Source organism: Brevundimonas mediterranea (assembly GCF_014196125.1).
GTDB classification, from domain to species: domain Bacteria; phylum Pseudomonadota; class Alphaproteobacteria; order Caulobacterales; family Caulobacteraceae; genus Brevundimonas; species Brevundimonas mediterranea.
Genome location: NZ_JACIDA010000001.1, coordinates 506333 through 524168, shown reverse-complemented (window position 1 = coordinate 524168; position 17836 = coordinate 506333). Strand labels below are relative to the sequence as shown.

The 17836-nt window shown below is 68.2% G+C and carries 14 protein-coding genes; 7 read left to right on the top strand and 7 right to left on the bottom strand.

Annotation, left to right across the window (positions count from 1 at the left end):
* Nucleotides 1–15 precede the first annotated feature (15 nt).
* The 5 genes from GGR11_RS02640 to kdsA form a co-directional block, all read right to left on the bottom strand.
* The gene (locus GGR11_RS02640) at nucleotides 16–996 is read right to left on the bottom strand and encodes an SPFH domain-containing protein (protein WP_183195276.1); all 981 of its coding nucleotides are present in this window, start codon (nucleotides 994–996) and stop codon (nucleotides 16–18) included.
* A gap of 77 nt (nucleotides 997–1073) precedes the next feature.
* Nucleotides 1074–2171, bottom strand: a complete 1098-nt coding sequence (locus GGR11_RS02635) for a DUF3089 domain-containing protein (RefSeq protein WP_183195275.1) — start codon at nucleotides 2169–2171, stop codon at nucleotides 1074–1076.
* Complete coding sequence (gene rfaD / locus GGR11_RS02630) at nucleotides 2168–3157, bottom strand: ADP-glyceromanno-heptose 6-epimerase (RefSeq protein WP_183195274.1); 990 nt, start codon at nucleotides 3155–3157, stop codon at nucleotides 2168–2170. Before rfaD ends, GGR11_RS02635 begins: the two co-directional genes overlap by 4 nt.
* Nucleotides 3158–3165: 8 nt before the next feature.
* Nucleotides 3166–4620, bottom strand: coding sequence for a D-glycero-beta-D-manno-heptose 1-phosphate adenylyltransferase (gene rfaE2 / locus GGR11_RS02625; protein ID WP_183195273.1), 1455 nt, complete (start codon nucleotides 4618–4620; stop codon nucleotides 3166–3168).
* 18 nt (nucleotides 4621–4638) lie between these two features.
* The gene (gene kdsA / locus GGR11_RS02620; RefSeq protein ID WP_425485656.1) at nucleotides 4639–5517 is read right to left on the bottom strand and encodes a 3-deoxy-8-phosphooctulonate synthase; all 879 of its coding nucleotides are present in this window, start codon (nucleotides 5515–5517) and stop codon (nucleotides 4639–4641) included.
* A gap of 112 nt (nucleotides 5518–5629) precedes the next feature.
* On the opposite strand from kdsA, the gene GGR11_RS02615 reads away from it, so the two are divergent.
* The 3 genes from GGR11_RS02615 to sseA are packed head-to-tail and all read left to right on the top strand — an operon-like array spanning nucleotide 5630 to nucleotide 9176.
* Nucleotides 5630–7066: a cryptochrome/photolyase family protein gene (locus GGR11_RS02615; RefSeq protein WP_343051055.1), complete on the top strand. Its 1437-nt coding sequence runs from the start codon at nucleotides 5630–5632 to the stop codon at nucleotides 7064–7066.
* A 37-nt stretch (nucleotides 7067–7103) separates the two neighbouring features.
* The gene (locus GGR11_RS02610) at nucleotides 7104–8324 is read left to right on the top strand and encodes an SAM-dependent methyltransferase (protein ID WP_183195271.1); all 1221 of its coding nucleotides are present in this window, start codon (nucleotides 7104–7106) and stop codon (nucleotides 8322–8324) included.
* Nucleotides 8325–8339: 15 nt separating this feature from the next.
* Nucleotides 8340–9176 carry a 3-mercaptopyruvate sulfurtransferase gene (sseA, locus tag GGR11_RS02605; protein WP_183195270.1) on the top strand — a complete coding sequence of 279 codons (837 nt, stop codon included), beginning with the start codon at nucleotides 8340–8342 and terminating at the stop codon, nucleotides 9174–9176.
* A gap of 1 nt (nucleotide 9177) precedes the next feature.
* On the opposite strand, the gene GGR11_RS02600 is transcribed toward sseA, so the two are convergent.
* Together GGR11_RS02600 and GGR11_RS02595 are read right to left on the bottom strand one after the other, a co-directional pair.
* Complete coding sequence (locus tag GGR11_RS02600; RefSeq protein ID WP_183195269.1) at nucleotides 9178–10539, bottom strand: dicarboxylate/amino acid:cation symporter; 1362 nt, start codon at nucleotides 10537–10539, stop codon at nucleotides 9178–9180.
* A 34-nt stretch (nucleotides 10540–10573) separates the two neighbouring features.
* Nucleotides 10574–11668 (bottom strand): amino acid ABC transporter substrate-binding protein, encoded by a 1095-nt coding sequence (locus GGR11_RS02595; protein WP_425485655.1) that lies wholly within the window; start codon nucleotides 11666–11668, stop codon nucleotides 10574–10576.
* Nucleotides 11669–11749: 81 nt separating this feature from the next.
* Here GGR11_RS02595 and metC point away from each other — a divergent pair, with 81 nt between their 5' ends.
* From metC to GGR11_RS02575, 4 genes are read left to right on the top strand one after another with little or no spacing between them, the layout of a single operon-like run.
* Nucleotides 11750–12928 (top strand): cystathionine beta-lyase, encoded by a 1179-nt coding sequence (gene metC / locus GGR11_RS02590; protein ID WP_183195268.1) that lies wholly within the window; start codon nucleotides 11750–11752, stop codon nucleotides 12926–12928.
* 23 nt (nucleotides 12929–12951) lie between these two features.
* A complete protein-coding gene (locus GGR11_RS16925; RefSeq protein WP_183195267.1) occupies nucleotides 12952–14301 on the top strand; it encodes an O-antigen ligase family protein in 1350 nt (449 codons plus the stop codon).
* Nucleotides 14276–16351: a DNA topoisomerase IV subunit B gene (gene parE / locus GGR11_RS02580; protein WP_183195266.1), complete on the top strand. Its 2076-nt coding sequence runs from the start codon at nucleotides 14276–14278 to the stop codon at nucleotides 16349–16351. Before GGR11_RS16925 ends, parE begins: the two co-directional genes overlap by 26 nt.
* A gap of 48 nt (nucleotides 16352–16399) precedes the next feature.
* Nucleotides 16400–17812, top strand: coding sequence for an FAD-binding oxidoreductase (locus tag GGR11_RS02575; protein WP_183195265.1), 1413 nt, complete (start codon nucleotides 16400–16402; stop codon nucleotides 17810–17812).
* Nucleotides 17813–17836: the final 24 nt, after the last annotated feature.

Sequence of the window (17836 nt, the reverse complement as noted above, 5' to 3'; positions counted from 1 at the left end):
ACCTGGGCTCCCGGATCAGGCGGTGGGCGGAACGGACGGACGACGCGGGGCGGCGGCGGGCTTGACCGGGGCCGCCTGCTGCTGCTGCCCCTTGGCCAGGTTCACCATCTCGCCGATGCCGGCGATGGTGCCGACCAGGGCCCCCATTTCGGCGGGCACGATGACGGTCCGCTGCTGCGGGCTGCGGGCCAGTTCGGCGAAGGCCTCGACGTATTTCTGCGCCACGAAATAGTTAATGGCGTTGACGTCGCCCCGGGCGATGGCTTCCGACACCATGGTGGTGGCGCGGGCTTCGGCCTCGGCTTCGCGTTCGCGCGCCTCGGCGTCGCGGAAGGCGGCTTCCTTGCGGCCTTCGGATTCCAGGATGGCCGCCTGTTTGGCGCCCTCGGCGCGGGTGATGGCGGCCTGTTTCTCGCCGTCCGCCTCGGTGACCACGGCCCGGCGCTCGCGCTCGGCCTTCATCTGGCGGGCCATGGCGTTGGTGACGTCGGTCGGCGGGGTCAGGTCCTTGATCTCGATCCGGTTGACCTTGACGCCCCAGGGCTCGGTCGCCGCGTCGATGACGTGCAGCAGGCGGGTGTTGATGCTGTCGCGCTGGCTCAGCACCTCGTCCAGCTCCATAGACCCGACCACGGTCCGCAGATTGGTCATGCAAAGTTGCGAAATGGCGTAGGGCAGATCGTCGACCCGATAGGCGGCGCGAGCGGCGTCCATCACCTGGATGAAGACGATGCCGTCCACCCGGACCATGGCGTTGTCCTTGGTGATGACTTCCTGAGTGGGCACATCAAGAACCTGCTCCATCATGTTCATCCGCTTGCCGACCCGTTCCACGAACGGGGTCAGGAAGCCGATGCCGGGACTCAGGGTCTTGGTGTATTTGCCGAAGCGTTCGACCGTGAATTCACGGCCTTGCGGCACGATCTTGATAACGCTGAACAAGAGCGCGATCGCCAGGAACAGCAGCACGCCGGCGAAGATGGTGAGAACGTCCATAGGTACCCTCCGTATGCGAGGAGGTTACCCGCAGCGCGCGAACCGCGCCACAGAAACCGGACGCCGTTCGTCCGATTTCAGCCGCCAGCCTTGGCGTAGATCGCCAGCCGATCCGCCACATCTGCTTCCAGATCGCCGTAGAATAGGTTGTAAGGCCGCGCTTTTCTCCGGTCGGCCCAGTTACCGGTCTCCCGGAAGGATTCCAGATCCGGCCAGGTGTGGCGCAGCAGACCTTCGCGGCACTGGGTCGCGACCTCACGCGCCATCAGCGCCGGACGCGCCCCCCATTCCAGCCCCGTCGCATTGGTGGCGCCCCGGTGCAGGCGCGCGGGAACCTGCGCTTCGCCCGTGCCCCCGGTCACCGGGTTGACACAGACGGCCGGTCGCCCCGCCAGATCGACCAGATGTCCCCGCGCATCCCAGACGGTCGCCCGCCGCAGTCGCCGTCGGGCGGCCGAGTCGTCGCGGTCGCCGACCTGCGACCAGGCGATCACGCAATGGATCTGGCGCCGATCGGCGCAGGCCGGAATGGAGTCCGGCAGATTCTCGGCGGCGATGATCGTGTCCATCAGATAGGCCGCCACCAGACGGTCCCGGACCGCCCCATCCGGCGCGATCCGGTCGCGGATCAGCCGGTCCAGCAGATCGGCGCCCTGCTCCACCCCCGCCAGGACGATGGGGCCTGTGGGATGACGCGCCAGCCAGGCGTCGAAGGCCGCCAGGACGTCCCCATAGGCGAAGGCCCGGGCCTCACGCGCATCGTCGCGCAGGGTCAGGCGCGTATAGAGGCTGGCCTGCCGATAACGCGGCGCGCTGACCGCGCCCGCCCGTGCGAAGGGTCCGGCGTAGTTGGGCAGGACCACCCGGTACAGATAGGCGTCAGCCTTGGGGTCGCCGATGGCCCCGTTCCAGTCGCGCCCGCCGTTGAAGGTGGTCGAATGAACGAAGAAGACGTTGGCCCCGCCCGCCCCCGGCGCCCGCGCGTCCCGCAGGGCCCAGGCCCTGGGATCGGCGTAATCAGGCGCCGGCGGCGGCTTGTAGGTCTGGAACGGCACCTGGGGATCCAGACCCGCGCGCAGGATGTCCCCGCGCCAAACCGCGACGGCGGCGGTCAGCAGGAACACCAGGACAAACCCGATGTAGCCAATCCACTGCCGGGTCGTCAGGCCTCTCATCTGTATGGATCGGGCTGGGCCAGGAAGTCCTGGACGTAGCGACGCACGCCCTCTTCCAGCGGCGTCGACTGTCCCTCGAACCCGGCGGCGCGGATGCGGTCCATCCGGGCCTGCGTGAAATACTGGTACCGGTCGCGGATCGCCTCGGGCATGTCGACATATTCGATCGACGGTTCTTTCCCGGCGGCGGCGAAGGTGGCCTTGGCCAGGTCGTCGAACGACCGCGCCTGGCCCGACCCGGCGTTGAACACGCCCGAGACTTCCGGCGACTGCAGCAGGAATTCGATGATGTCGACCACATCGTCCACATAGACGAAGTCGCGCAACTGGCCCCCGTCCCGATAGTTGGGATTGTGCGACCGGAACAGGCTGACCGTCTCGCCGGCCGCGACCTTGGGCCAGATCTGAGCCACGACCGACTTCATCCCGCCCTTGTGCCCCTCGTTGGGCCCATAGACGTTGAAGAACTTCAGCCCCGCCCATTGGGGCGGCGCCTGGCCGCGATCCGACTGGCGCACCGCATACTGGTCGAACAGCATTTTCGAATAGCCATAGGCGTTTAGCGGCCTCAGCTTGGACAGCGACTCCGCATCGTCGTCATCATTGAACCCTGTCTCGCCGTCGCCGTAGGTCGCCGCCGACGAAGCGTAGATCATCCGGGCGTCCCGTATCGCGCACCAGTCCCACAGATCGCGCGACAGGGTGAAGTTGGTACGCAGGATCAGGTCCGCGTCCGGTTCGGTCGTGGACGAGATGGCGCCCATATGCACCACAGCCTCGATCCGCTCCGCATGGCGCTCCAGCTGTTCGAACAGTTCCTCCGGCGCCCAGAAGTCGGCGACGGAATGTTTGGCCAGGTTCTTCCACTTGGCCAGGTCGGCCGTCTCCAGCCGGTCGCAGACCACCACGTCATAGGCCGTCTCGGCCGTCAGCCGCGCCACGATATTGGAGCCGATGAAACCGGCCCCGCCCGTCACAACAATCATTCTGGGCGTCATTGCGCGCTTCCCGTCATCTTCTCGATCGTCCGGGTCGTCGAATACCCATCCTTGAATTCCGCCAGACGGACCACCCCGCCCCAGCTCGCCACCAGGTCGCCGCCAACCACGCCCTCGCGCGTATAGTCCGCCCCCTTGATCAGCACGTCCGGCCGCAGCCGCTCGATCAGGGCGATGGGCGTCGGATCGTCAAACGAAGTCACCCGATCCACGCTGCTCAGCCCGCCGATCACCACGGCGCGACTGTCCAGATCATTGACCGGCCGCCCCTCGCCCTTCAGCCGCTTGACCGAGGCGTCGGTGTTCAGCGCCACCACCAGCCGGTCGCACCACGACCGCGCCTGGGCCAGATAGGCGACATGGCCCCGGTGCAGAATGTCGAAACAGCCGTTGGTGAAGCCGACCTTCAGCCCCTGCCGCCGCCAGGCCTCGACCTCGGCCGCCAGCTCGTCCAACGGGGTCACCTTGGCCTGGGCCGCGACGGCGTGCTGGCTCAGCTCCGCCTCGATCAGTTCCGAGGGCGTAACCACGGCCGTCCCGGCCTTTCCGACCACCACGCCAGAGGCCAGGATGGCGAACTGAACCGCTGTCTCCAGCGAGGCCCCCGCGCCCAAGGCCAGACCCAAGGCGGCCAGCACCGTGTCCCCGGCGCCCGAGACGTCGAACACTTCGCGGGCCCGGCCGGGGAAATGCCGCACCGGCCCGTCGCGCCGCGCCAGGCTCATGCCCTTGCCTGCGCGGGTGACGATGATGGCTTTCGCCGTCGTCGCCGCCAGCAGGGCCGCCAGCGCCGCCTCGACCTCGGCGTCCGTCTCGACCGACAGGCCCGTTGCCCCCGCCAGTTCCGACGCGTTCGGCTTGATCACATCGACCGCGCCATAACGGGCGAAATCTCGCCCCTTGGGATCAACGATAACGGGCGCGCCGGTCTCCCTGGCGGCCTTCAGGGCCGAGGCGATCAAGGCGTCGCCGACCACACCCTTGGCGTAGTCGGAAAGTAGAATGGCGGAGGCATTTGAAAATGCGTCCGATTCGGTCAAGGGCGAAGCTGCCGCCTCCTCGTCCAGGCGCAGCAGCTGCTGACCCGCCGCCACGAACCGCGTCTTGACGATGGTTGTGGCGCCGGCCGGCCTCGCGATGAAGTCGACGATCCGGTCCTCGGCGGCGATCAGGTCGCGCAGTTCCGCTCCGGCCGCATCCTCGCCCGTCACGGCGCCCAAGTGCGCCACCCCGCCCAGGGCCGCGACATTACGCGCCACATTGCCGACGCCGCCGGGCATGGCGGTGGTCCGGCGCGTGCGCAACACCGGGATCGGCGCCTCAGGCGAGATCCGGCTGACCTCGCCATAGACATAGCGATCCAGCATCAGGTCGCCGACGCAGGCCGTCTTCAGGTCGCGCACGCGCTCCAGCAGCTGTTGCAGGGCGCCCAGATCAAGGGTGTCAGACATGCGCCCGACCTAGAGGATTCAGGCGGCCTGCGCCACCGGCGCCTTGGCCCCGATCTGGATGGCCAGGTCGTCGAAGGCGATCAGCTGCGCGGCCAGGGCCTCGAACTGGTCCAGCGGCACCATGTTCGGGCCGTCCGACGGGGCGTTGTCGGGATCCGGGTGGGTCTCCATGAAGACCGCGTCCACGCCCACCGAGACGGCGGCGCGGGCCAGAACCGGCACGAACTCGCGTTGGCCGCCCGAGGACGTGCCCTGCCCGCCCGGCTGCTGCACGCTGTGGGTCGCATCGAACACGACCGGGCAGCCGATCTCGCGCAGCACCGGCAGGGCGCGCATGTCGCTGACCAGGGTGTTGTAGCCGAAGCTGGCGCCCCGTTCGCAGGCCATGACGTTCGGATTGCCGGCGCCGACCACCTTGGCGATGACGTTCTTCATGTCCCAGGGCGCCAGGAACTGGCCCTTCTTGATGTTGATCGCCTTGCCGGTCGCGGCGGCGGCCAGCAACAGGTCGGTCTGGCGGCTCAGGAAGGCCGGGATCTGCAGCACGTCGACCACCTCGCCCACCGGGCCGCACTGGGCCTCGGAATGGACGTCGGTCAGGGTCGGCAGGCCGACGGTTTCGCGAATCTCGGCGAAGATCGGCATGGCGTCCTTCAGGCCGATGCCGCGCGCGGCGCTGGCGCTGGTGCGGTTCGCCTTGTCGAAACTGGTCTTGTAGATGATGCCGACGTTCAGCCGCTCGCCGATTTCCTTCAGCGCATGGGCCGTTTCGAGCGCGTGCTGACGGCTCTCCATCTGGCAAGGCCCGGCGATGAAGGCGATTCGCGCGCCGCCGCCGATGACGACAGGCGTCCGAAGACCTTCAGACAACGTAATGACGGCGTTGGGTCGGCTCACGAGGCGGCTCTTTCGAAGTTCGGGCGTTATGGGAGCGGCGTTTGCCGCAGCTATGAGGCCATCAGGTGGCGCTTGTTTTCTATGAGCGCAAGTTATCATGGAGTTCGCCTGCGTGGCCACCAAGCCTGTCGTCCTTTGGTTTCGCCGCGACCTGCGCCTGAACGACAATCCCGCCCTGTATCACGCCGCCGCGACCGGCCGTCCGATCCTGCCGGTCTTCATTCTGGACCGCGATCCGGACCGTCCGGCCGGCGCGGCCTCGCTGTGGTGGCTGGACAAGTCCCTGCGCGCCCTGGACGCCTCGCTTCAGGAACGCGGTTCGCGGCTGATCCTGCGTCGCGGCGCTTCGCTGATCCAGCTTCAGAGTCTGATCGAGGACACCGGAGCCGACGCCGTCTTCATGAACCGGCAGTTCGAACCCGCCGCCTTCGCCCGCGACGCCGACATCGCCCATGAGCTGAAATCGGCCGGCGTCGACTGCCGGGGTTTCAACGGCGCCCTGCTGGCGCGGCCGGGCGCCGTGCTGAACGGATCGGACGCGCCCTACAAGGTCTTCACCCCCTTCATGAAGGCCTTGCTGGCCGCCGCCGAGCCGCCGCCGCTCTCGCCCGCCCCCCGTCGCATCGACACGCCCGATTCCGTCCAGACCGAGTCGGTCGACGACTGGGATCTCCACCCGACCCGGCCCGACTGGTCCCAGGGCTTCGACTGGACGCCGGGCGAGGCCGGCGCCGACGCCGCCCTGTCCGACTTCCTCGCACAGGGCCTCAAGACCTACGCCAAAGGCCGCGACCATCCCGCCCTTCCGACCACAAGCCGCCTGTCCCCCCACCTGCACTGGGGCGAGATCAGTCCCTGGAGGGCGGCGCTGCAGGCGCAAGAAGCGGCCGAAGCCGGGTCCGTGTCGGCGACCGAGGCGTCGAAGTTCGTCTCTGAATTGGGCTGGCGCGACTTCTCGGCCCATCTGCTCCACCATTTCCCGACCATGACCGACCGCGCCTTCCGGCCGGAATACGAATCCATGCCCTGGCGCGACGATCCCGAGGGCCTGGAGGCCTGGAAACGCGGCCGCACCGGCTATCCGCTGGTGGACGCCGGCATGCGTCAACTGTGGACGACCGGCTGGATGCACAACCGCGTGAGGATGGTCGTGGCCTCATTCCTGGTCAAACATCTGCTGATCGACTGGCGCGAGGGCGAAGCCTGGTTCTGGGAGACTCTGGTGGACGCCGACCTGGCCAGCAATGTGCAGAACTGGCAGTGGGTCGCCGGTTCCGGCGCCGACGCCGCCCCCTATTTCCGCATCTTCAACCCGATCACCCAGGGCGAGAAGTTCGACGCCGAGGGCGGCTATGTCCGCCGCTGGGTTCCCGAACTTCGCCGCCTGCCCGACCGCTGGCTCCAGTCGCCCTGGACCGCGCCGCCCGAGGTGCTGCGTGACGCCGGCGTGCGACTTGGCAAAGACTATCCCCACCCCATCTTGGATCATGCCCACGCCCGCGCCCGCGCCCTCGACGCCCTGAAGGCCGTCAGCGGACGCGACGACTAGGCCGGTCATGACTGACGACGCACAAAGAGGTTCCCGCATGAGTGTCGCCACCGTCGATATCGAGGCCGCCGCCGCCCGCACGCCGCGCATGTTCGCCATGCTGCTGCGGCTGCTGGCCTCGAACTGGACCTTCGGCCGCCTGACCGTCCACCTGCCCAATGGCGAGACCCATGTGCTGGACGGCGCCCGCCCCGGCCCCAGCGGCGTGCTCGAGATCAAGGATTACGGCTTCGCCCGCCGCGTCCTGGCCGCCGGGGATATCGGTTTCGCCGAGGCCTATATGGCGGGCGAATGGGACAGCCCGCATCTGGCCGCCTTGCTGGAGACCCTGGTCGAGAACTATGACCACATCCGCCGCCTGTTCGACGGCAACTGGCTGATGATGGCGGTCAACTGGCTGGCCCATCGGCGCAATCGCAACAGCAAGACCGGGTCGAAGAAGAACATCCACGCCCACTACGACCTGGGCAACGCCTTCTATCAAACCTGGCTCGACCCCTCGATGACCTATTCGTCCGCCCGGTTCGAGCGGGCGGATGCGCCGCTGGACGCCGCGCAGCGGGCCAAATACGCCGCCCTGGCCCGGATGATGGATCTGAAACCGGGCATGTCGGTGCTGGAGATCGGCTGCGGCTGGGGCGGTTTCGCCGAGTTCGCCGCCCGCGAGATCGGCGCCCAGGTCACCGGCGTGACCATTTCCAAGGAGCAGCACGACTTCGCCCGCCGACGCCTGTTCAACGCCGGGCTTTCGGACCGCGCGACGATCGACCTGATGGATTATCGCGACGTCCAGGGCCGGTTCGACCGCGTCGCCTCCATCGAGATGTTCGAGGCCGTCGGTATGGAATACTGGCCGACCTATTTCGAGAAGATCCACAACGTCCTGAACCCCGGCGGCCGGGCGGGTCTCCAGATCATCACCATCCAGGAGCCCCTGTTCGAGGAATACAACGCTCGCACCGACTTCATACAGAAATACGTCTTCCCCGGCGGCATGCTGCCGTCGGAAGAGCGTTTGAAGCCGGTCGTCGCCGCCGCCGGCCTGAAATGGGGCCCTATCGAACGGTTCGGCCTAGACTATGCAGAGACGCTGAAACTCTGGGACGACCGGTTCCAGGCGGCCTGGGGCGACATCCGCCGCATCGCCGGCTTCGACGAGCGGTTCCGCCGGCTGTGGCGCTTCTATCTGGCCTATTGCGAAGCGGGCTTCCGCTCGCGCCGGACCGATGTGGTGCAACTGGTGCTGGACCGCGCCTGACACTAGGCTGGGGGCATGACCCAGTCTTCGCCCCTGATCTCGACAGCCGACCTCGCCGCCCTGTTGGAGGATCCGACACTGCGGATTGTCGATGGCTCCTGGCATCTGGACGGCCGGAACGCCCAGGCGGACTTCGATCAGGCCCGGCTGCCCGGCGCCGTCTTCTTCGATCTCGAGGCGGTCTCGGACCATGGCTCGGACCTGCCGCACATGCTGCCGACCGCCGCCGCCTTCGCCGAGGCGGTCGGCGCGCTCGGCATCGCCGCGACCGACACCATCGTCATCTATGACACGGTCGGCCTGCGGTCCGCCCCGCGCGTCTGGTGGACCTTCCGGCTGATGGGGGCGACCAATGTGCGGGTGCTGGACGGCGGCCTGCCGCTCTGGCGGGCCGAAGGGCGGCCTCTGGTGTCGGGGCCGGCCCCGACGCCCACGCCGGCGTCGTTCACCGCATCACGGCGCAGCGACGCCGTCGCCGACCTGCCGACCGTCTTGGCGGCCCTGACCGGCGAGGCGCAGATTCTGGATGCGCGGCCGGCGGCCCGGTTCGCCGGTCAGGCGGCGGAACCCCGCGCCGGCCTCCGCGCCGGCCATATTCCGGGGGCGCTGAACCTGCCCTTCCTCACCCTGATCGGCGACGACGGCCGACTTCTGGAGCCCGAGGCCCTGCGCGCCCGGTTCGCGCAAACCGGGGTGGTCTTCGACCGGCCGATCATCACCAGTTGCGGCTCGGGCGTCACCGCCGCCATCCTCACCCTGGCCCTGGCCTCGCTCAACGTGCCGTCCAGCCTCTACGACGGCTCATGGGCCGAATGGGGGTCTCGGACCGACACCCCCGTCGTCCTCGACTGACTCAGCCCGCCGTTCCGTGCTTCAGGCCGCGTCGGGCGGCCCCCGGAAGATCTTCGGGCGCCGCAGGCTCGACCGGCTCGACCGGATCGTCCTTCTCGCCGCGCGAGACCACCGTGGCCAGAACCAGATCGCCGGTGACGTTCAGCGTGGTCCGGCACATGTCCAGGAAGCGGTCGACCCCCAGGATCAGGCCGATCCCTTCCGGCGGCACCTTCACCATGACCAGGATCATGGCCACCACCGGCAGCGAGCCCGCCGGCACCCCGGCCGTGCCGATCCCGCCCAGGATACAGACCAGCATGACGATGACCTGCTGGGTCAGGCTCAGTTCGACGTTGAAGAACTGGGCCAGGAACAGCACCGTCACCCCCTCGAACAGGGCCGTGCCGTTCTGGTTGGCGGTGGCGCCGACCGTCAGGACGAAACGGGCGATCTTCCTGGGCAGTTTCAGTTCCTGCTCGGCCGCCTTCAGCGACACCGGCAACGAGGCGTTGGACGAGGCGGTGGAGAAGGCCACCACCATCGGCTCGCGGACCGCCCTGAAGAAGGCGATCGGTGAACGCCCGCCCAGCAGCCAGATGACCAGCGGATAGACCACGAACATGTGGATCGCCATGGCCCCGACGGCGACGCCGACGAAGGCGGCCAGCCGGACCAGCAGGTCCCAACCGAACAGGGCCGCCAGGTTGAACATCAGGCAGGCGATGGCGAAGGGCGCCAGTCTGATGAAGAGGTTGATCAGCTTCATCGTCACCTCCAGCAGCCCCTCGATCACCTCTTGCAGGCGATCGGTTGCGGGGCTCTTGGCCATGACCAGGCCGATGCCGAAGAACAGGGCGAAGACCATCAGGGGCAGGATCTGGTTCTCCGCCGCCGCCGTGACTGCGTTGGACGGCACCAGTCCCAGGAAGAAGTCGCCCAGTTGAATGGTCTCAGGCGCGTTCTGGACGATGCCGGCGGCGCCGTCGCGTCCCTGTTCCAGCAACTGCTGCGCCATGGCGGGATCGACGCCCCGGCCGGGCTGCAACAGATTGACCATGACCAGGCCGATCACCACCGCGATGCCCGACACCAGTATGGTCAGCAACAGGGTCTTGATTCCCGCCCGGCCCAGCGAATTGAGGTCGCCCATCTCGGCCACCCCGATCACCAGGGCCGAGAACAGCAGCGGGATGACCATCATGAACAGCAGGCGCAGGAAGATCTGCCCCGCCGGTCCTGTGATGTTGTCGGTGACCCAGACCACCCAGGCCGTATCGGCGCCCAGCGCCAGATTGACCCACAGCCCCCCGCCCAGACCGACGGTGAAGCCGATCAGCATCAGCCAGTGGAGGGCTATGCCCCCAGGTTTCGTCTCGGTCATCTGCCCCCCAGGAAAAAGACTCAAGCTGCGGCGCTTAACGGATTGGCAATCCATAGATCAAGCCGGCCGGCCGCGCGTTCCACTGTGCGTTCAATCCGCGCGCCAGGTCGAGCGGCGATTGCGAACCCAGGTTCCGGTCGAAGATCTGGCCGTAATTTCCGACCGATAGGATGGCGTCCTTCGCCCAGTCGTCGGACAGGCCCAGCAGGGCGCCGTATTCGCCCTCAGACCCCAGCAAACGCTTGATGCGCGGGTCGTTCGACGTCTTCGACAGGGTTTCGGCGTTCTCCTGTGTGACCCCGAATTCCTCAGCCAGGACGACGGCGTTCAGGGTCCATCGCACCACGTCGGCCCAGCGTTCGTCCCCGGCCCTAACGACGGGCCCCAGCGGCTCCTTCGACACCACATCTGACAATATCGTGTGCGCCTGAGAATCCGCCAGAACCGTGCGGGCGGCGGCCAGGGCCGATATGTCGGCGCTCAAGGCGTCGCAGTCTTCACGGCCATAGGCGTCCCGCGCCGCCTCCTCGCTGGGCAGAACCACCGGGCGATAGGCGATGCCGCGCGAGCGGAAGAAGTCGTCGGCGTTGGCCTGGGCCGTCGATCCCGCCTGGACGCAGATCCGGGCGCCGTTCAGTTCCGTGGCGCTGGCCAGGCTCAGAGACCGCCGCACCAGGAAGCCCTGGCCGTCGTAATAGTTGATCCCCGCGAAAACGAAGCCCTCGCCGGCGTCCCGGCTCATGGTCCAGGACGAATTGCGCCACAAGACGTCCACCCGGCCTTCCTTCAGCGCCGCGAACCGGTCGGACGCAGACAGGGGCACGAACCGAACCGCGTTCCCGTCGCCGAAGATGGCCGCCGCCATGGCGCGACAGAAGTCGGCGTCGAACCCCCGCCACTGCCCCCGGTTGTCGGTATAGGCGAAGCCGACCAGTCCTTGATGCACGCCACAGTTCAGCCGCCCGCGTCGCTTGACCGCGACCAGGGTCGGGCTGTCGGGGCGATCCGTGGCCACGCTGGGCGTCGGCAGGGTCTGTGAAGCGGTTTCCGGCGTCGGGTCGGGATTCCCACGTCCGCAGGCCGCCGTCAGCAGGGCCGCCGCCATAACTCCGATCGTCAAGACCCGCATCGCGTTTCGCATCCTCCGCCGCTTGCGCCCCGCTGACTTTAGAGGCCTTTAGGCCCTGATCCGCAACCCATCGGAGAGGCCATGTCGCCGCATTCGGACCGTACCCGCCTGATCTCATCCGCCACCCATCGGGGTCAGGGCCGCCGCCCGGTCAATCCGCCCATCGAGCGCGCCTCGACCATGCTCAGCGACCGGGCCGAGACCATGCGGGACGACGCCGAAGGCCCAACCTACGGCCTGGACGGCGGCTCGGCCGCGCGTCAGCTTCGCGCCGCACTGGCCGATCTGGAAGGGGCGGCCGACGCCTTTCTGGTTCCGTCCGGCCTCGCCGCCGTGACCGTACCCCTGCTGGCCCTGACCCGGCCGGGCGACGAGGTGATCACCAGCGACGCGATCTATGGCCCGTCTCGCCGGTTCTTGAGCCGCTACCAGGCCGCGCGCGGGGTCACGACCCGGTTCCTGCCCGCCGAAACGGATGCGGCGGGCCTGATCGCCGCTATCGGCGACCGCACTCGGCTGGTCCTGATGGAATCACCCGCCTCCCTGACCTTCGAGATGATCGACGTCGCCGCAGTGGCGTCCGCCTGCCGAGAACGCGGCGTCCTGACCGTGCTCGACAACACCTGGGGCGCGGGCCTGGCCTTTAAGCCCCTGGCTCACGGCGTCGATGTCAGCGTCCAGGCCCTGACCAAATATGTCTCCGGCCATTCCGACGTCCTGATGGGCGGGATCGCCGCCCGCGCCCCCGCCTGCCTGCGCGCCGTCGCCGACACGATCGAGGATCTGGGCTGGCACGTCTCGCCCGACGACGCCTGGCTGGCCCTGCGCGGCCTGCGCACCCTGCCGCTGCGCTATGCCGAACAGGGGCGGTCGGGCCTGATCGTCGCCGAGTGGCTGCAGGCCCGGCCCGAGGTGGCCCGCGTCCTCTATCCGCCCCTGCCCGGCTCGGTCGGCCATGACCTGTGGACGCGGGACTTCACCGGCGCCGCCTCCCTGATGGGCGTGGTGCTGAAGGGCGGACACACGGCCGCAGCCTGCGCCTTCCTCGACGCCCTCTCCCTGTTCGGGATGGGCTATTCCTGGGGCGGGTTCGAAAGCCTGATCACTCACGAAACCCACCAGATGGCCTATCGGGATCGTCCGCCGGCGCTGGAGGGCGAGCTGATCCGCCTGCATATCGGGCTGGAAGACCCCGCCGATCTGATCGCCGACCTCGAACACGGCTTCGCCGCCTTCCGCGCGGCGCTCACCCTTCCTTAAGCGGCCGGGGCGACAGTCGCCCCGTGCACGCCTCGCCCGTCCAGATCGATGATTCGGACGCCCCGCCCGCCTGGGAACAGTGGGCGGCGGGCTTCGTCGTCTTCATGCTGACCGGCGCCCTGATCGCCCCGGTCATCGCCCCCGACCAGGGCGAGACCCCGATCCTTCGCCTGATCTGGCTGCCGGTCTACGCCGTCACCGCCGGCCTGACCGTGTTTCGTTTCGAAAAAATCATTCGCGCCTGGCCCGCCTGGCTGATGGTCGGCGCCCTGGTGGCTCTGGCCTATGTGTCGCAATACTGGTCCATCGATCCCGGCGTCACCGAACGACGCGTCATCGCCCTGGCGATCAACAGCGCCTTCGCCGTCTATCTGGGCGCGGTCTTCCGGGGCGCGGCCCTGCCCCGCGTCCTGATGCACACCTGTCTGGTCATGGCGGTCGGCAGCCTGATCATGGTCTTCGCCTTTCCCCGGATCGGGGTTCACCAGTACGACAACGCCGGCCTGTGGCGCGGCCTCTGGTACGAGAAGAACCAGATGGGCCTGATCATGGTGGTCGGCGCGGTCTCCGCCGCCGCCAGCCTGGCCGCCGATCATCTGGCCCAGAACGGCCGCAAGCCCTGGGTCGCCCTGCTGGCCCTGGGCCTGACCACGCTTCTGGTCGTCGCCACCCAGTCCAAGACCTCGCTGCTGTGCTGGATCCTGGGGGTCGGCATGGTCGGCGGCTGGTGGACCCTGCGTCAGGGGGGCGCGGCCGTGACCGTCGCGGCCGTCTGGCTCGGGGTCGTATCGGCCGCAGGCGGCGCCTGGCTGTGGAACACCGATTCCGCCGCAATTCTCGAAGCCCTGGGCAAGGATCCGTCCCTGACCGGCCGGACCCTGATCTGGGAGGCCCTGATGCGCAAGGTCGCCGAACGCCCCTGGACCGGTTACGGCTTCAGCGCCTTCTGGGGCGTAGATTCGATTCCCGCCCGCGAAATCCGGCTGGAGACCCAGTGGCCTGTCCCCTCGGCCCACAACGGCTGGATCGATCTGCTGGTCCAGCTCGGCTGGCCCGGCGCAGTGGCCGTCGGAACCCTCATGGCCGTGTCCGCCGTCATGATCCTGATCCGTATGAACGGCCTGGGCGCCCGCGAAGGCTTCTGGAGCATCGGCTATCTGGCGGTCTTCTTCGCGCTGAGCCTGTCCGAGAGCGTGCTTCTGACCCACGCCAACCTGCCCTGGGTCCTGATGCTGGCGATTCTGGCCCGCGCCGTGACCTTCGATCCGGTCCCGGTGCGACCGCCGCTTGCTCGACCGGCGACACGGGCCTACCAGAACCGGCTCCGAATCGCCTCAGACTATGTGAATGGCCGCCGACCTCTTCGCTTTTGACGACACGCCCGACGCTCCCAAGCCCGAGGCCCCCAAACCCGTCGCGGTGACCCCGCCGCAGGCGCCGCCTCCGCCTGTCCCAACGCCAGCCCCCGTTGCGGCACCGACGGCCGGCGCCCAGAACGCCTATTCCGCCTCCTCCATCGAGGTGCTGGAAGGTCTGGAGCCCGTCCGCAAACGCCCCGGCATGTATATCGGCGGCACCGACGAGCGCGCCCTGCACCACCTGTTCGCCGAAGTCCTCGACAATGCGATGGACGAGGCCGTGGCCCGCCACGCCAAACTGATCACCGTCGACCTCGACGCCGACGGCTATCTGTCGGTCCGCGACGACGGCCGCGGCATCCCCGTCGACCCCCACCCCAAACACCCCGGCAAGTCGGCGCTGGAGGTGGTGATGACCGTCCTCCACTCGGGCGGCAAATTCTCGGGCAAGGCCTATGAGACCTCGGGCGGCCTGCACGGCGTCGGCGTCTCGGTGGTCAACGCCCTGTCCGAGCACCTGGACGTCGTCGTCTGGCGCGACGGCTTCGAGTGGAAACAGTCCTTCTCGCGCGGCGCCGTCCTGGGCCCGATCCAGCAGGTCCAGCCGTCCAGGAAGCGCGGCACCCAGATCCGCTTCAAGCCCGACGACGAGATCTTCGGCATGGGCGCGGCCTTCAAGCCCGCCCGCCTGTTCCGCATGGCCCGCTCCAAGGCCTATCTGTTCCGCGGCGTCGAGATCAAATGGACCTGCGCGCCCGAGCGGATCACCGACGCAACCCCGACCCAGGCCCTGCTCCACTTCCCCGGCGGTCTGGCGGACGCCCTGACCGACCGGATCGGCGAGCTGGAGACCGTCACCCCCGCCTTCGCCGGCCGCGCCGAGCGTCAGGGCGAGGCGGGCGCCTTCGAATGGGCCGTCACCTGGTCGCCCATCGGCTTCGGCGAGGCCGACGGCTTCATCCAGTCCTATTGCAACACCGTCTCCACCCCCGACGGCGGCACCCATGAGGCCGGCTTCCGCGCCGCCCTGGTCAAGGGTCTGAAATCCTACGGCGAACTGACCAACGAGAAGCGCGCCGCCATCATCACGGCCGAGGACGTCACCGCCAACGCCGGCGCCCTGATCAGCGTCTTCATCCGCAATCCTGAGTTCCAGGGCCAGACCAAGGACCGCCTGTCCTCGCCCGAGGGCGCCCGGCTGGTGGAGCAGCTGCTCCGCGACCCGCTGGACCACTGGCTGACCGAAAGCCCCAAACAGGCCAACGCCCTGCTCGGCTTCGTCGTCGATCGCGCCGAGGACCGTCTGCGACGCCGCAAGGACAAGGAGGTCCAGCGCGCCGCCGCCACCCGCAAGCTGCGCCTGCCGGGCAAGCTGTCGGACTGCAGCCGCCAGTCGGCCCAGGGCACCGAACTGTTCATCGTCGAAGGCGATTCGGCCGGCGGCTCGGCCAAACAGGCGCGCGACCGCACCACCCAGGCCATCCTGCCCCTGCGCGGCAAGATCCTGAACGTCGCGTCGGCCACGGCGGACAAGCTGCGCCAGAATATCGAACTGTCCGACCTGGCCCTGGCCCTGGGCGTCCAGCCCGGCAATCGGTTCAACATCGACGACCTGCGCTACGAGCGAATCGTCATCATGACCGACGCCGACGTGGACGGCGCCCATATCGCGGCCCTGCTGATCACCTTCTTCTATCGCGTCATGCCCGAGACCATCCGTCAGGGCCGGGTCTTCATGGCTCTGCCGCCCCTGTACCGGATCTCCGCCGGCCCCCTGAGCGAATACGCCCGCGACGACGCCCACCGCGACGAACTGCTGGCCACCGTCTTCAAGGGCAAGAAGACCGAGATCGGCCGGTTCAAGGGTCTCGGCGAAATGATGGCCTCCCAGCTGAAGGAGACCACCATGGACCCGAAGAAGCGCACCCTGGCCCGGATCACCGTCCCAGACGCCGAAAACAGCGTCGAGGATCTGGTCGAACGCCTGATGGGCAAGCGCGCCGACGCCCGCTTCCAGTTCATCCAGGAAAACGCCCAGTTCGTGAAGGAAGACCTGGACGTCTGAGGCCGACGGCCCTTCCACCTCGCCCTCGCGCCTGACAAAAGGGGAGCCATGCAGACGCCCGCCCCCTCTCCCGCCGTTCTGGACGAACTGAAAGCCGCCCTGGGTCCGGGCGGCTGGACCCAGGATCCCGAGGTCATCGCCCCGGCCCTGACCGAATGGCGCAACCGCTGGACCGGCCATACGCCGATCCTGCTCACCCCGCGCTCGACCGAGGAGACGGCCAAGGCGGTCGCCATCTGCGCCCGCGAAGGCGTCGCCGTCACGCCCCAGGGCGGCGGCACCGGCCTGGTCGGCGGCCAGATCCCCTTCGGCGAGGTCCTGCTGTCGACCCGCAAGATGCGCGCCGTCCGCGACGTCACCCCCCTGGACGACGCCATGACGGTCGAGGCCGGCCTGACCCTGCTGGAGGCGCAGCAGGCGGCGACGGCGGCCGGCCGCTATTTCCCGCTCAGCCTCGCGGCCGAGGGGTCGGCCACCATCGGCGGCGTCATCTCCACCAACGCCGGCGGCACCCAGGTGCTCCGCTACGGCATGATGCGCGACCTAGTGCTGGGCCTAGAGGCGGTCATGCCCAATGGCGAGATCTTCCGGGGCCTGAAGCGCCTGCGCAAGGACAACACCGGCTACGACCTGAAACAGCTGCTGATCGGCGCCGAGGGCACATTGGGCGTCGTCACCGCCGCCACCCTGAAACTCTTCCCCATCATGCGCTCTCGCGCCGTCGCCGTCGTCGGCCTGGAGACGGCCGCCGCCTCGGTCGAGCTGTTGGCCCGCGCCAAGGCCGAGACCGGCGGCGGGGTCGAGGCCTTCGAGCTGATGAAGCGTCTGGGCATGGAACTGGTGCTCAAGAACATCCCCGACACCCGCGAACCGCTAGATTCAACGCCCGACTGGTATGTCCTGATCGAGATCGCCTCCGGGACGCCCGGCGGCGCCGAGGCCCAGATGGAGGCCCTGCTGGAGGTCGCCTTCGAACAAGGCCTGATCACCGACGCCGCCATCGCCCAGAACGACGCCCAGCGCGCCGCCTTCTGGCGTCTGCGCGAAGAACATTCGGCGGCGCTCAAGCCCGAGGGCGGCGGCTGGAAACACGATGTCTCCGTCCCCATCAGCCGCATCGCCGAATTCATCGACGAAGCCTCGGCCGCCGTGGAACGTTTCCACCTCGGCGCCCGCATCTCGGTCTTCGGCCACGTCGGCGACGGCAATCTGCACTATGACATCCTGCCGGGCGTGGGTCAGGACATCCCCGCCTTCATCGGTCGCTGGAAGGAAGGCTCGCAAGTGGTTCACGACGTTGTCGGAACCTACGACGGCTCCATCTCCGCCGAACACGGCCTGGGCCGGCTGAAGACCGAAGAGGTCAAACGCTACAAATCCCCCCTCGAGATCGAGACCATGGCCGCCATCCGCCGCGCCATAGACCCCAAACGGATCATGAACCCGGCGGTGTTGTTCTAGACGCTCGGCGACGCCCCCCTCCGC